At 42.1% G+C, this 14669-nt stretch carries 12 protein-coding genes; 9 read left to right on the forward strand and 3 right to left on the reverse strand.

The window, feature by feature from the left end; genetic code table 11:
* The first annotated feature begins 4 nt into the window (after nt 1-4).
* The 7 genes from B5X77_RS11865 (at nt 5) to B5X77_RS11895 (ending at nt 10137) form a co-directional block, all read left to right on the forward strand.
* On the forward strand, nt 5-3271 hold the full coding sequence (locus B5X77_RS11865; RefSeq protein WP_079508197.1) for an efflux RND transporter permease subunit: 3267 nt from the start codon (nt 5-7) through the stop codon (nt 3269-3271).
* Nucleotides 3272-3460: 189 nt separating this feature from the next.
* On the forward strand, nt 3461-4558 hold the full coding sequence (locus B5X77_RS11870) for an SDR family oxidoreductase (RefSeq protein WP_079508198.1): 1098 nt from the start codon (nt 3461-3463) through the stop codon (nt 4556-4558).
* A gap of 29 nt (nt 4559-4587) precedes the next feature.
* A complete protein-coding gene (locus tag B5X77_RS11875; protein WP_139378348.1) occupies nt 4588-6135 on the forward strand; it encodes an aldehyde dehydrogenase family protein in 1548 nt (515 codons plus the stop codon).
* Nucleotides 6136-6378: 243 nt separating this feature from the next.
* A complete protein-coding gene (locus tag B5X77_RS11880) occupies nt 6379-6864 on the forward strand; it encodes a hypothetical protein (protein ID WP_079508200.1) in 486 nt (161 codons plus the stop codon).
* A 196-nt stretch (nt 6865-7060) separates the two neighbouring features.
* The gene (locus tag B5X77_RS11885; RefSeq protein ID WP_079508201.1) at nt 7061-8212 is read left to right on the forward strand and encodes a DUF5667 domain-containing protein; all 1152 of its coding nucleotides are present in this window, start codon (nt 7061-7063) and stop codon (nt 8210-8212) included.
* Nucleotides 8213-8329: 117 nt separating this feature from the next.
* Nucleotides 8330-9076, forward strand: a complete 747-nt coding sequence (gene sigI, locus B5X77_RS11890; protein ID WP_079510216.1) for an RNA polymerase sigma factor SigI — start codon at nt 8330-8332, stop codon at nt 9074-9076.
* Nucleotides 9073-10137: an anti-sigma factor domain-containing protein gene (locus B5X77_RS11895; protein ID WP_079508202.1), complete on the forward strand. Its 1065-nt coding sequence runs from the start codon at nt 9073-9075 to the stop codon at nt 10135-10137. The genes sigI and B5X77_RS11895 overlap by 4 nt, the downstream gene beginning before the upstream one ends.
* 59 nt (nt 10138-10196) lie before the next feature.
* On the opposite strand, the gene B5X77_RS11900 is transcribed toward B5X77_RS11895, so the two are convergent.
* A complete protein-coding gene (locus B5X77_RS11900; RefSeq protein ID WP_079508203.1) occupies nt 10197-10397 on the reverse strand; it encodes an alpha/beta-type small acid-soluble spore protein in 201 nt (66 codons plus the stop codon).
* Between the two features lie 274 nt (nt 10398-10671).
* On the opposite strand from B5X77_RS11900, the gene B5X77_RS11905 reads away from it, so the two are divergent.
* The gene (locus B5X77_RS11905; RefSeq protein ID WP_079508204.1) at nt 10672-12027 is read left to right on the forward strand and encodes a TrkH family potassium uptake protein; all 1356 of its coding nucleotides are present in this window, start codon (nt 10672-10674) and stop codon (nt 12025-12027) included.
* A gap of 35 nt (nt 12028-12062) precedes the next feature.
* On the opposite strand, the gene B5X77_RS11910 is transcribed toward B5X77_RS11905, so the two are convergent.
* Nucleotides 12063-12410 carry a DUF3905 domain-containing protein gene (locus tag B5X77_RS11910; RefSeq protein WP_079508205.1) on the reverse strand — a complete coding sequence of 116 codons (348 nt, stop codon included), beginning with the start codon at nt 12408-12410 and terminating at the stop codon, nt 12063-12065.
* A gap of 136 nt (nt 12411-12546) precedes the next feature.
* On the opposite strand from B5X77_RS11910, the gene B5X77_RS23295 reads away from it, so the two are divergent.
* Nucleotides 12547-12708, forward strand: coding sequence for a hypothetical protein (locus B5X77_RS23295; protein ID WP_023615140.1), 162 nt, complete (start codon nt 12547-12549; stop codon nt 12706-12708).
* Nucleotides 12709-12867: 159 nt separating this feature from the next.
* Here B5X77_RS23295 and B5X77_RS11915 read toward each other — a convergent pair whose 3' ends face one another.
* Nucleotides 12868-14628, reverse strand: coding sequence for a B12-binding domain-containing radical SAM protein (locus B5X77_RS11915; RefSeq protein WP_079508206.1), 1761 nt, complete (start codon nt 14626-14628; stop codon nt 12868-12870).
* Nucleotides 14629-14669 lie beyond the last annotated feature (41 nt).

The raw sequence follows: 14669 nt of genomic DNA on the forward strand, positions 1-14669 counted from the left end.
GCGTATGAAAATCAGCAATTTTTCGATCAGAAGGCCTGTTTTTACATTAGTGACCATGTTTTTGGTCTTGATACTCGGTGTGGTTTCATTGATGAGGATTCCTTTGAAGCTGATTCCCGATATAAATCCACCCGTCGGAGTGGTAGTGACCAATTATCAGGGAGCAAGTCCAGAGGAAGTCATGGAGAAGGTGACGAAGCCGCTAGAAGCGAATCTGGCAACTCTGCCGGGGATCAAGACGATGACATCGACTTCACAGGAAGGTGCAAACCTGATCCTGATGCAGTTTTCCTGGACAACCAATCTTGACGATATCCAGGATGAAGTCATCCAGAGGCTGGATATGACTCCAATGCCGGATGATGCTAACAAGCCAAGATTCATAAAGTTTGATCCATCACAATTCCCGATTATCCAGCTTTCGTTAAGCTCGGATAAGGATGAAACAGCTTTAAGGGAACTCGCGGAAGAACTGGAGCTGGAGCTCACGAAGGTAGAAGGTGTTGCCAGCGTAAACCTCTCTGGTACATCTATACGTGAAGTGAGGATTGAACTGGATCAACAAAAGTTAAGAGATTATAAACTGAGCCAATCTGATATTGTTGACCTCATCAGAGCAAATGATGTTTCAATGCCAGGCGATACGATATTGACTGATGGCAAAGAATTGACTACGAGGATCATAAGTACTTTGGATTCACTTGATACATTGAAGAATCTGACAGTGTTCACCAATCCGGTATCCAAGCAAAAGGTAACGCTGGCAGATGTAGGAAAGGTTGAACTGCAAAAGCAGGATGACCGGACAATAACAAGGACGAACCAGACTCCCTCAGTATTACTGAGTGTCCTTCAGCAGTCCGATGCAAATACAGCAGAGGTTTCAAAAGCATTCCTGGATGAACTTGATACCTTGCTTGAAAGGGATAAATATTCTGGAATCGAGTCGGATATTCTCTTTGACCAGGGCGATTATATAAAATTAGCTATCGGCAATATCTCAAACTCGCTTATTGTGGGAGGTTTATTGGCGATGGTGGTGCTGTTCTTCTTTCTGAGGAATGTGAAAAGCCCGCTCATCATTGGAATAGCGATTCCTTATTCCGTTATTTTTACCTTTGTATTGATGTTCTTTGCTGATTTCACCTTAAATATCATGACACTTGGCGGACTGGCACTCGGTATCGGGATGCTCGTTGATAATGCCATTGTGGTCATCGAAAATATTTACCGTCACCTGTCGATGGGCAAAGACTCGAAAACAGCTGCCAGGGATGGCTCCAAGGAAGTCGGGGCGGCCATTACCGCATCAACTTTGACGACAGTAGCTGTGTTTTTGCCGGTTGTTTTTATTTCAGGAATCATTGGAGAGCTCTTCACAGAGTTTGCCTTGACGATTTCATTCAGCCTTTTTGCCTCTTTAATAGTGGCATTGACAGTTGTTCCAATGCTGGCAAGCAGACTTTTGAAAGCACCTAAGAAAAACATCGAGGCAAGAAGGCAACGATCCAGGTCGATGAGAGGATTGGAGAAGTCAGTCAGATGGTCACTGCGTCATCGTTTTGTCGTCATTCTGGTCACTTTACTGATGCTTGCTGCTGGCGGTTATGGGGTTACAACTGTCGGCACGCAATTTATTCCGCCAACAGATGAAGGCTTCTTCAGCGTAAGGGTTAACCTTGAAAATGGAGCAGCACTGACAGAAACGGAAAAAGTTCTAAAAGCATTGGAAGATGAGCTCAAAGGCGAAGAAGATGTTGATGTTTACGTAAGTTTGGTCGGCACGACCCAGGAAGCATCCTTCAGAGGGACAACGAATGCGAATGTCGGTGAGTTGTATGTGAAAATGGATGAGCTTGGGGAAAGGGAAGTCAGTACCTTCCAGTTTGTTGATGATGTGAAAAAAGACCTTGAGCAAGCTGCAGCCAAAGCAAACAGCACTGCTGAACTAAGCTTCAACATGCAATCTACTTCGGGATCTGCACCAAACACACTTACATTCAATGTCCGTGATTCCAGTGAAAAAAGGCTGAACGGATCGGTTGAAAAAATTTACGATTCCCTGAAAGAGCTTGAGGATGTTAACGAACTGACTACAAGCCAAAATGACACGGTGGAAGAAGTACAGATTACCGTGGACAGAGATAAGGCGCTTGCTCAGGGATTGGCTCCAGCTCAAGTTGCAATGGTTGTCAACAATGTAACCAGAGGGGACATGGCAACACAAATGTCTGGAGAGAATGAAGAGATTCTTGGTGTCTATGTAGAATATGACAGGGATGTAACCCAGAACATTGATAAGTTAAAACAGTTACTCATCAAGAAACCTGATGGAAGTTATGTCACTTTAGGGCAAATTACCAATATTGAAATAGGTGAAGGCCCTGTTAAACTGCAGAGGATTAATCAGCAAAGCGCAGTTGAATTCACGATGAAATACAAATCTTCCACAAACCTTGGCGATATTTCTAAGGAAGTGGATAAAAAAATAGAAGAACTTGATTTGCCTGATGAAACTGAAGTAGTCTTCAGCGGGGAAAGAGAGCTTCTGGAATCTTCAATTGATGATTTGATTCTTGCTTTTGTTCTGGCAATCATCCTGATTTATCTTGTGATGGCTGCCCAGTTCGAATCCTTGAAATATCCATTTGTCATCATGTTTACGGTTCCGCTGATTGTAATTGGTATATCAATTGCATTGACGGCCACACAAACGCCAGTCAGTTTGACAGTTATCATTGGAGTGATTGTCCTCGCAGGGATTGTAGTAAACAACGGAATCGTGCTGGTCGACTACATCAATCAAAAGAAAGAGCGGGGTTTGAATCCGCATGAAGCGATCGTTCTATCGGTAAAAGACCGGGCACGCCCAATCCTGATGACTGCATTGACGACTATTCTTGGATTGGTCCCGCTTGCACTCGGTATAGGAGAAGGCACCGAAATTAATCAGCCAATGGGTATTACTGTCATCGGCGGCCTGATCAGCAGTACCTTCCTGACACTGTTTGTCATTCCAGTGGTTTACAGCTTTTTTGACAGGGACTACAGAAGAAGGAATAAAATGTACGCTACGCCGGACGGCCATCTTGTTCCAGCCTATCTGCTCACAGAACATACAGACTCTAAATATGCAACTGAAGCAGACCAACGGACGCCAGACTTCCAGAAAGGGAAATACTCGAAAGAAGAAATGGCCGGTATGCTCGAAGAACTTCTTCACCTTATAAAAGAAGAAGATACAAATCAGGATTTTAGAAGACGAAGATAAAGTGCTATGCCTGGCTGCGATTAGCCAGGCATTTTTTTATAATGACTGGGAAATTCACGAAATAAGAAGGGTTTTCTCATAAGGTTACACCCCGTTATTTGTAGTATTTTTCAGAATAGTCAGCAAAGTCATTGCGGATGTAAGCGCTTATCGGTAAAATGTACCTAATTAACATTGAGGAGGACGGTCATGGAGCACGGCTACTTTTTTACAGGCTTTCCGGGATTCATAAGCAATCAATTAATCCGAGAGGTGTTTCGGAGAAATACTGGCCAGGGGACGGTTTATGTACTGGTATTGCCAAATATGATTGAAAAGGCGGAATCTGAGAGAGCTAAAATTATTAAGGATATTAACCTAGAGGAAAATCAATTCGAAATTATTACTGGGGACATTACAGTATCAGGTTTAGGGATTGACCAGCAAGTAAATGCTCGGCTTGGGGCAAAGATTACTCACATTTTCCATCTGGCGGCTATATACGACCTGGCAGTACCCAGGGAAATAGCTTACAGGGTGAATGTGGAAGGTACCAGGAATGTAAATGATTGGGCGACAACATTAAAAAATATTCAACGCTACACATATTTCAGCACGGCATTTGTCGCTGGCAAACGTGAAGGAATCCTATATGAGGATGAATTGATAAAGCCACCCGGTTTTAAGAACTTCTATGAGGAGACTAAATACGAAGCAGAGGTCCTGGTGGAATCAGTTAAGTCAGAGATTCCAGTAACCATCATCAGGCCAGGCATCGTCAAGGGTCATTCAAAGACAGGGGAAACGATAAAATTCGATGGGCCGTATTTCATTATGAATTTTATCGACCGGCTCGGCTTCATGCCTTTCTTACCCACTCTTGGCAAGGGCGATACTGTAGTCAATCTAGTGCCGGTAGATTATATTATTGAAGCTACCACCTATTTGACATTCGCAGACATCGGTGCAGGTAAGACGTATCATCTTACTGATCCGAATCCCTATAAAGTATCAGAACTATATGAAATGATGATGTTAGAATTATTGAAAAAGCAGCCTAAAGGTTCTGTGCCTTTGTCCCTGGCAAAAGCGGGGCTAAACTTCAGGGGCTTGAGGAGATACCTGGGTGTTGAAAAAGAGGCGCTCGATTATTTTACATGGCGAGGCACTTTCGACTCTTCCCAGGCGCAGGACGACCTTAAGGGATCAGGAATCGTATGTCCTGATTTTAAGGAAGGGATTGCCGTGATGGCCGCTTTTTATCGGGAGAATAAACATAAGCCCCATTATCAAATTAACATCGTTTGAAGACTTGATATTCAGGCAGGTGAATGAACGTGCATTCAGTTGAATACGCTGGGAAGCTGGCAGTAATAGCTCCGGCAACAGGGAAGGTCATTGCGGAAATTCAAGAGACGCCTGTCCATGAGGTTCCCCTCTTTTATGATCAGGGGAGGAAGGCCTTCGACAAATGGAGTTCTCTGCCTATTACCCAGCGACTCGCTTTTTTAAGGAAGCTGAAACAGTTGATGGTTGATGAGATGGATGAGATTGCCAGGGTCATCTCAGATGATACAGGCAAAGTATTGACTGAAGCGATTGTGGCCGATATCATGCCGACACTCGATGCGATTGACCATATCATCAGGCATGCCGGACAGGTTTTGGGGAGGCGAAGAGTTAAAACACCATTGCTGCTGTTCGGCAAGAAATCATTTATTGAATATATGCCTCGTGGTGTTGTACTTGTAATCTCTCCATGGAATTATCCTCTGCAGCTGGCGATGGTTCCGATGATCAGCGCCCTTGCAGGAGGGAACTCGGTTATTTTAAAGCCGTCTGAGGTGACACCGCTAGTCGGAAAATGTATTGAAGACTTGTTCATGCGCTCAGGATTCCCACAAGGCACAATCCAGGTAGCACATGGGGGCAAAGAGGTAGGAGCAGCTTTTACCGCTGGAAAACCGGATTATATCTTTTTCACAGGTTCTGTCCGGACAGGAAAAATCATTCAACAGCAGGCAGCTAAGGATTTGATTCCAACTACTCTGGAACTCGGCGGCAAGGACCCGATGATAGTCTTCGGAGATGCCAATCTTGAGAGGGCAGCAAAGGCGGCTGCCTGGGGTGCATTCACCAACAGCGGACAGGTTTGTATGAGTGCAGAACGCCTGTATGTAGAACGGGCGGTTTATCATGAATTCCTTGAGAAATTGAAAACTGAAGTGAACTCACTTCAACAAGGTGATGGAATAAATGCTGATGTTGGTTCTATGACATTTCCTGCCCAGATAAACGTAGTGAAGGAACAGCTGGATGAGGCTCTTAAACGAGGTGCAAAATTAGAAACTGGACTCAAACCAGAGGATTGGAAGGAAGGCATGTTCTTGCCGCTGACAGTCGTAACCGAAGTTGATCAGGATATGAAAATCATCCAGGAGGAGACATTTGGCCCATTGCTGCCTGTTGTTCCGTTTGATACCGAAGAAGAAGCAATTGCCTATGCAAACGGCACTGTGTTTGGATTAAATGCCAGTGTGTGGAGCAGGGATAGGGAGAAGGCACGCCGTGTCGCTTGCCGGCTTGTGTCAGGCGCTGTCGTAATAAATGACGTCATCATCACTGTAGCCAACCATGGCCTTCCGTTCGGAGGAACAAAAGAAAGCGGGATTGGGCGTTACCATTCCGAAGCTGGGTTGCGGGTCTTTTGCCATGAAAAATCAATCATGGAAGACAGGGGTTTCATGAAATCAGAAATTCAATGGTACCCTTATAAGGGCAAGTATCCATTGTTCTTAAGTCTTTTCAAGAGTTATTTTTCTGAGAAAAGGGATTGGGTGACCTTTGTCAAAAGTTATATCACACTTTTAAAAAGCAATAAATAACATTGAAGCCGTCCCAGCAGGCAGGGACGGCATTTTTTTGTTACTTAAATTTGGTTTTTATAATGCACTTGAGATTAATTTTAACAATTAACTGGAAAAATGATAATTAGAGGCACAATTTGGACATTCTAAACAAGTAGCATTACGAAACGGATGAGCTAAAGATCGACTTCATTGACCTTTGTCCGGTCTGCAAGAAATATGGCAAACACACAGCAAGAGCCCCAATAATATGATTAAAGGATGAATCTTGACGTGGCGATAAAAAAGAAATTAACCAAACTAGAAGCGGTAATGTGGAGCATTGCTCTTCCCGGATTTGCACAGTTGCTGACTGGCAATCTTGTAAAGGGCATATTTTTTGTCATACTGGAGTTCCTTGTTAACGTGAATAGTCATTTTAATAAAGGAATCATGTACAGCTTTCTTGGGGAGACAGAAAAAGCCATGTATGTCCTGGATTACCAATGGCTGATGTTTTACCCTTGTTTATATATGTTCGCCATGTGGGATGCATATAGGAGCGTGATGCCCGAAGATGAAAAAATTACGTTCCTTCCTTTTGTTTTTTCAGCATATTTTGTTACGGTCGGATTGATGATCTCACCAAAGGTCAAGATTTTTGGCATATTTCCAGGCCCTGTTTTTTTGCCGATGAGTTTCGTGATTCCCGGTGTGCTTATCGGTTTATTGATAAGGAAGATAATAATAAGGTTCTATAAAGATTAAATATCTGTGTCTTATTGATGAAGAGATGAAAAATAGCTGAATTTACTATACTATGATAGGGATATTGAAATTCTGGTCGGTTAAGGACTGGAATTTTTTATTTTTTTTAGGAAACCCCCATAAACCTCCAAAGTGCGAACGTAACCATGTAGTGATTAAAGCGGCCGCTCCTAAAAACACTTGAGGTGGAATGAGAATGAAGAAACTATCTAACCCAGAGATGAAAAAAATCGCAAAGAGTACTCTAGCTCTAGTGCTTGCAGGTACATTTACCTTTTCCCCAATCGCAATGGCAGAAGAAAACTATTCCGATTTAGAAACGGTAGAAATGCAAAATGTCAGCCCGGAAGAGGTTGAAGAAGCAAAGTCACAGGTTGAAGAGCTTGAAGAAATTAATCCATCGTTAATTCCCGGAGATTTCTTTTACTTTGCGAAAATTGCCTTGGAGAAAATCAGGCTTGCTTTTACATTCGAACAGGCGGAAGAAGCAGAATTGCTTGCTACATATGCAGCAGAACGACTTGCAGAAGCTGGGGCATTGTTCGCTGAAGGAGAAGAAGAAGAAGCCTTAAAAGTAATTGAGGCTGCTGTAGAATACATGGAATCCTCACAGGACATCGTCGATCAGGAAACCTCAAATGAGGGGGAAGAGGAAACCTTAGCTGAAGACGGAACACCCTCTGAAGAAGCTGTAGAAGAAACAGATTCTAAGGAGGCTGCAACAAAATCAGAAGAGTCCCTGGACCAATCAGCGTCTGGAGATGATTCTGCAGAAGTAATCGAAAACGAAGAGGTAATCAGTGAAGATCCATTCGAAGAAATCGAAGGCATGCTTCGACAGAATATCATAGCATTGAAGGCGGCTATGGGTCACGTTGGTAATGAGAATGCAAAGGCGCAACTCCAAAAGAATATTGACAAGACTTACGCCAAAATGGCAAAGAAATTGGCAAAATTAGAAGGAAAGTATGCTGAAAAGCCGGATGAGGAAGAAAAGAACGAAACAACTGAGCAAGTTGAATTGGAACCAGTTGTTGAGTCAGACCTTCAGCCTGCAGATGAAACTCCTGAAGTTGAAGATAATGATTCTGCAGAGACCGAGGAAACCATGCCAGCAGATGACGATAAAACAGCAGTATCAGCAGTATCAGTTGTAAAAGCGGAGAAAGAAAAAGCCAAGCAAGAACGTAAGGCTGAAAGGGCTGCTGTGAAACAGGAGCGCAAAGAGGCCAGGCAGCAAATCAAAGAAGTAAAGCAACAGGCTAAACAAGATAAAAAAGAGGAAAAGAAAACAAGCAACAAAGCAGAAAAAGGACATGGCAACGGAAAAGGCAATGACAAAAACTAATTGAATTTGAACAATAGACTCGAAAAGATAGCCAGGGGAGGCTATCTTTTCACTGCCAAACCACAATAGATAAATTGACAGGCATGATATAATGTGGGGAGGAAAGAGGTGAGGCTATTGCTAAGTTTATTGTTCATGGCAAAGAAAAAGCGCAGGCCACTGGAAGAAACGGTAGAGAAAATCCACCAGGGGGATGCTGCATTAAGAGAAGAATTAATTGAATCTTATAAGCCATTTATTGCCAAGACTGTTTCGTCGGTCTGCAAGAGATACATACATGAGTCTGACGATGAATTTAGCATTGGCCTCATCGCTTTTAATGAGGCAATCCAGAAATATTCGTCTGAAAAAGGAAATTCTTTATTAAGTTTTGCTGAAGTAATGATTAAGCGCAGGGTGATTGATTATATCCGCCAGCAAAGCCGGAATCAAAACCTGAGCTTCAATATATCAAGTGATCCAAATGAGGAAGAGCAGCAGCGTTCAACCATTGAAGATGAGCTGTCACTGGATGAGTTCCGTAAAAAAACAGAACAGGAACTTAGAAGAGACGAAATCATTCAATTCCAAACTATACTAAAGGATTTTGACCTGTCTTTCCAGGACTTGCTCGAGCAATCGCCAAAACACGCGGATGCCCGTAAAAATGCGATGCTTGTTGCCAAATCCATGGTGGAAAACGAAGAATTAAAGAATCTGTTGCTTGATAAAAAGCGTTTGCCAATCAAGCAGCTGGAGGATAGGGTCAAAGTCAGCAGAAAAACAATAGAGCGAAACAGAAAATATATAATAGCTATCGCACTTATTTTAATTGGGGATTATGTGTATCTAAAGGATTATATTAAAGGGGTGTTGGAGACATGAAAAAAGGAGTTATCCTTGAAATAAATGATCTTTACCTAACGTTGTTGACCCCCGAAGGCGAGTTTTTACGTGCCCGAAAGCATCAACAAGATTATCAGGTAGGAGAAGAAATTCACTTTTTTCCAGAAACAGAAGCCGTGAAGAGAAAAAGATTCGGCGTTTCAATTTTAAATAGCTTCAAGGCTAGGGCGATTGTGCTTGCGGCTGTCCTTATGCTTGTTATGACCTCATTTCTTCCGGTATACGAGAACGGACAGGTCTACGCATATATGTCCATAGATGTTAACCCTAGCATAGAAATGTCGATCAATGATGATTTGAGGGTTCTTCAAATGAAAGGCTACAACCCTGAGGGAAAGCAAATCATCGCTGAAATAGAGGGCTGGGAAAAGAAAGATGCTGCCCTTGTGGCTGAAATGGTGATTGATAAGATTGAAGCCAAAGGGTATTTTAAAAATAAGAATGACGTTGTTATCGCGACAATCCCAAATAGTGACTCAAAGGAATCAGTCGACAGGAAATTAGAAAATAAAATAGCTGAAATTAAAAAAACAACAAGTGAAGAAAATTTGAATCTCAAGGTAATGGAAGCAACGCGTGAAGACAGGGAGAAAGCGATTAAGCAAGGCCTCACGACCGGTCTATACAAAGAAAAGCAAAAAGTGGTTCCAGCTCCTTCAGTGAAACCAGTTGAAAATGAAAAGAAAGACAAACCAGAGCCCGAAAAGCAAGAGCCAACACAAAAGCCTGTGAAACAAGAGCCGCAAAAGAAGGAAGCACCTGGCCAAACTAAGAAGGAAAATCCCGGGGAACAAAAAGGGAATTCAGGCCAGCAAGGGAAACCCTCACCTGAAAAAAACAAAGAGGATAAAAACTCGGGCATGAATAACAATGGTCATACAAGCGATAAACATGCTTATAAAGGCAATAAAAATGCTGCTAAGCCTAACCAGCACGGCCCAAAGTATAAAAATGAAAAAAATCCAAACGCAAATCAGCATCCCAAAGGTAACCAAAAAGGACAAGCAGGGAATGGAAAAGGCAACAACAACAATAAATAGTAAATTTCAAAAGTCCGGAATTCATTCCGGACTTTTTTTCCATGTCAATATTCAATTTTTTATTCGTGTCTCTGGCCAGAAAGCTGTGCCTGTGCCTGCTGAACTAAACGTTTAGTAATTTCTCCTCCAACTGAACCATTTGCTCTGGAAACTGTGTCAGAACCCAGGTTTACGCCAAATTCCTGTGCAATCTCATATTTAACCTGGTCCATGAATTGCTCCACGCCAGGAACAAGCAATTTATTTGAATTACGTGCCATGTGATCGTCTCCTTTTGAGGGTTTACAGAGAAAATTATATCCCTGTACTAGATAGTTTGAACATTGCAAGCAAGTTCATGACTGGTAACTTTTATATCTTGGTTCGGTTAAATTGTTTCTTTATAGTAGTTAACGTATGAAATCACCCGGGATTTTGGATAAATTTAACCGACACCTGTGCATTGACTTAGGAGGCTGCAGGAAAACACTTTATTATTCGTTGAAGTTTCTTTATTATAGTTAGTAATGAATTGAGGGTTGAAAGGATAAGAGTATGAAGATTAATCTAAGAAGAAGGTTAGACAAATTATCTCCGGCACAAATTATCGTAGCTTATTATTTAATAGCGGTAATTGTATCAATGAGCTTATTGAGTTTGCCGGTTGCCATACAGCCCGGCGCAAAATGGACTTTCATGGATGCTTTATTTACTGCTGCGAGTGCTGTCAGTGTTACTGGTCTTTCTGTCGTTACAATTCGCGATACTTTTACTGTGCCAGGAATTTTTATACTCATGTTTGTCCTTCAGTTCGGTGGTATCGGCGTCATGGCCCTTGGTACATTTTTCTGGCTGATCATCAGGAAGAAAATCGGTTTGAAGGAACGGAGATTGATCATGCTGGATCAGAATCAGACGACTATGTCCGGACTGGTAAAAATGCTTAAAGATATTCTTATTATCATTGTGATTATTGAGCTGATAGGTGCTTTGCTCCTAAGCTTATACTTTCTCAAATACTTTCCGACCTGGCAGGAGGCTTTTCTCCATGGTTTGTTTGCGTCCGTAAGTGCCACGACGAATGGAGGATTCGATATCACTGGAGCCTCCCTGATTCCCTACGCACAGGATTATTTTGTTCAGACCATCAATATAATATTGATTACTCTTGGAGCAATTGGTTTCCCTGTATTAGTTGAGTTCAAAAGTTACCTATTTAGAAGAAAAAAATCTGTTCCATTCCATTTTTCCCTATTCCTTAAGATCACTACTTTGACTTTTCTAATGCTCCTGATTTTTGGCACAGCTGCGATATGGGCATTGGAATTTAATCATTTTTTATCGGATAAATCACTGCTCGATTCATTCTTCTATGCATTTTTCCAATCTACGACAACCAGGAGCGGCGGTTTAGCGACAATGGATGTCAATGATTTTACGGACCCTACGCTTTTCCTGATGGCAGCTCTTATGTTTATCGGTGCTTCTCCAAGTTCAGTGGGCGGTGGGATTCGAACAACAACTTTCGCGTTGAACCTATTATTCCTTTACCATTTTGCACGTGGCAGAAGAGCAATCAAAATTTTCAACAGGGAGTTGCATCAGGAAGATATTATTAAATCCCTTGTTGTATCCATTATGGCCGTGCTGATCTGTTTTCTGGCTGTCATTATCATGATGGTAACAGAAGATCATGCTTTACTCGCGATTATTTTTGAAGTCGCTTCTGCTTTTGGGACAACAGGATTATCAATGGGAATCACTCCAGACCTCTCCGATATTGGAAAAATCGTTCTGATTATCCTGATGTTCATCGGAAGAGTCGGAGTCATTTCCTTCCTGTTGATAATCGGTGGGAAGACGGAGAAGGAAAGCATTCATTATCCTAAAGAACGAGTAATCATTGGATAAAGGAACAAGAAATCCGGGAATTTTCCCGGATTTTTTTAATCCTGCCCTTTGCTTACATCCTTGGTTGGATGCATGAATGGATAGGCCTGAGGCTTCCTCTTTTCCTCGAGCAGTTCCTTGTTTTCTGATGTATTCCAGCCAATATCATTTGTAGGGTGGACCCATTCATCACCAGCCATGATAGCCGGGTCCGTGTCGTCACTCCAATTTTCCAACGGTGAATTTTTGGATGCATATAGGCTGTCCCCGATTATCACACCGTGCTCATTTTTATATGGCGCCTTCATTTCTATGCCTGTATCCTTGAAGCTTGGGGCGCTTATTTGATGGGGCAGTGTCTCCTCAATATCCAATGGTTTCAGACTCCGATCATTAACATCCATTTGAGCTCCTCCTTTTTGAGTTTATTTTTTGTTGAATGCAGCTTTTTATAAGACAGTTCTCTTTGTAAAATAAGGTAATCAATTTAATACATAGCAAATCATTGATTGAAAAAAATAATGAATGGAGGTGGTTAGAATGGCTAAACGGAAGGCAGAAAGAAATGCTTTGGCTAAATATACAAACACTCCTAAGAAAAACCTTCAGGAAAGTGAATTTTCTGCAGAATTTGCCCATGGTGAGGATCCCGGAAAATTTGCTAACAGGAATTCAAAGCAGGGCAGGAAAGGTAGATCATGATGAATAAGCATCAAGGCCGGCACCGGAAGCCGTTAAACGTGGAGTTCGGCATGGAATTTGGCGATATAAACGCAAGTAAACTTTATGAACTGCCCTTTTCCGGAAAAAAGGTTAAAGACAGAACTGATAAAGATTGCAAATAGTAAAAAGCCGGCTGAATCAAGCCGGCTTCATGTTTTCCATGTTAAATGTGAAAAATTGTGGTGTTTCCGATTTAGAGTCAAAATAGACAAGCATATGAGCAGAGGAACTCTCAATTATTCCATCTTCTCTCAGTTTCTTCAGATCAATTGTGATGTCCTCAATCAAAGTATGCTTGTACAAATCCTTTTCACCGATGTTCAACTCTAAAAAATGCCGCCCAAGTACAGCAGGATCCTTAAGAATTCCTCGATACAATTCAGAACGCTGCTGTTTGTCCGATTTCAGCTCCCACCAAGGCTTACGTGGTTTGTATTTCATGCTGGCGAGGTAGTCATATTTCATTAAGCTTTCAATGGCTTCGAGATTCTCCATTTCTTTTTCCTTCAGGAACTCGTAAAGTCTTTTGAATAAGTCCTCTAGCTGGTGCCCGATCCTCGACCAACCTTTCGTTTCCCAATAGGTGCCGAATTCCTGGAAGAAATCGAATGGTGACGGAAATACCTTGGAGACGAGGAATTCGATTGTATGGTCCATCCTGTGGTCATTCCAATACTTCTCAAGTACATCCTCTACCTGTTTTATTTTTATGATGTCATTGAAGTTCAAGACATTATTCCCGAGGATTTCATAGGGAGAATGGTCCATATATACATAGTCATGCTGAGCAGCCCTCAGTCTCAACCCAGTCCCTCTAAGCATCTTCAAAAAACCAAGCTGCAACTCTTCTGGCCGCATCTTAAACACATCATTGAAGGTCTTTTTAAAGGAATGATAATCTTCTTCAGGCAAACCAGCAATCAAATCCAGATGCTGGTCAATCTTGCCGCCTTCCTTGACCATTGTAACTGTCCTTTGGAGCTTTTCGAAATTTTGTTTTCTCATGACCAGCTCATTTGTATAATCATTCGTTGATTGGACTCCGATTTCAAAGCGGAATAATCCGGCAGGAGCCTCCTCATTCAAGAATGCTATGACCTCTGGCCTCATGATATCAGCAGTGATTTCGAATTGGAACACAGTCCCCGGCAAGTGTTCATCAATCAGGAATCGGAACATTTCCATTGCGTAGCTTCGGCTGATATTGAAGGTTCTGTCGACGAATTTAATGGTCTTTGCGCCGTTTGCCATTAAATAACGAATATCTTCCTTGACCTTTTCCCTATCAAAGTAACGGACACCGACTTCGATGGAGGACAAGCAGAATTGGCAGCTGAACGGACAGCCGCGGCTAGTTTCGATATATGAGACCCTCTTGGGAAGATGGGCAATATCCTCTTCGAATCGATATGGAGAGGGGAGCTCTTTTAAGTCGAGCTTATTGCGCTGATGATTGACATGTATGCTGCCTCCTTTTCGATAGGCGATACCAGGCACGTCTGAATAATCTTGTCCCGCTGCAAATCCAGCAAGAAGCTGCTTGAAAGTCTGTTCACCTTCACCGATGACGATCACATCAAATTCCGGGACTTGCTCCATCCAGTCCTGTACATCATAGGTAACCTCCGGGCCTCCCACAACAATCAGGATTTCGGGGTTGATTTTTTTAATCATTTTGATGACTTTGATAGTCTCTTCAATATTCCAAATATAGCAGCTGAAACCAATGATTTCGGGTTTCTTTTGTATTAAATCTGAAACAATGTTGATTACAGGGTCTTTAATGGTAAATTCAACGATCCTCGCGTCAAATTCCGGCTGGGCATATGCCTTCAGGTATCTGATGGCAAGGTTCGTGTGTATATATTTCGCATTAAGCGTAGTTAAGACAATATTCATTAAAAAATCTCCTTTGTATAAATCCACAGTAAATCAACTTA

It is taken from the genome of Mesobacillus jeotgali, from assembly GCF_900166585.1.
In the GTDB taxonomy this organism is placed as follows: domain Bacteria; phylum Bacillota; class Bacilli; order Bacillales; family Cytobacillaceae; genus Mesobacillus; species Mesobacillus jeotgali_A.

Coding starts and splice junctions, on each gene's coding strand:
- B5X77_RS11865 (WP_079508197.1), top strand. CDS start 5: ATGAAAATCAGCAATTTTTCGATCAGAAGGCCTGTTTTTACATTAGTG.
- B5X77_RS11870 (WP_079508198.1), top strand. CDS start 3,461: ATGGAGCACGGCTACTTTTTTACAGGCTTTCCGGGATTCATAAGCAAT.
- B5X77_RS11895 (WP_079508202.1), top strand. CDS start 9,073: ATGAAAAAAGGAGTTATCCTTGAAATAAATGATCTTTACCTAACGTTG.
- B5X77_RS11915 (WP_079508206.1), bottom strand. CDS start 14,628: ATGAATATTGTCTTAACTACGCTTAATGCGAAATATATACACACGAAC.
- B5X77_RS11900 (WP_079508203.1), bottom strand. CDS start 10,397: ATGGCACGTAATTCAAATAAATTGCTTGTTCCTGGCGTGGAGCAATTC.
- B5X77_RS11905 (WP_079508204.1), top strand. CDS start 10,672: ATGAAGATTAATCTAAGAAGAAGGTTAGACAAATTATCTCCGGCACAA.
- B5X77_RS11880 (WP_079508200.1), top strand. CDS start 6,379: ATGAATCTTGACGTGGCGATAAAAAAGAAATTAACCAAACTAGAAGCG.
- B5X77_RS23295 (WP_023615140.1), top strand. CDS start 12,547: ATGGCTAAACGGAAGGCAGAAAGAAATGCTTTGGCTAAATATACAAAC.
- B5X77_RS11910 (WP_079508205.1), bottom strand. CDS start 12,410: ATGGATGTTAATGATCGGAGTCTGAAACCATTGGATATTGAGGAGACA.
- B5X77_RS11885 (WP_079508201.1), top strand. CDS start 7,061: ATGAAGAAACTATCTAACCCAGAGATGAAAAAAATCGCAAAGAGTACT.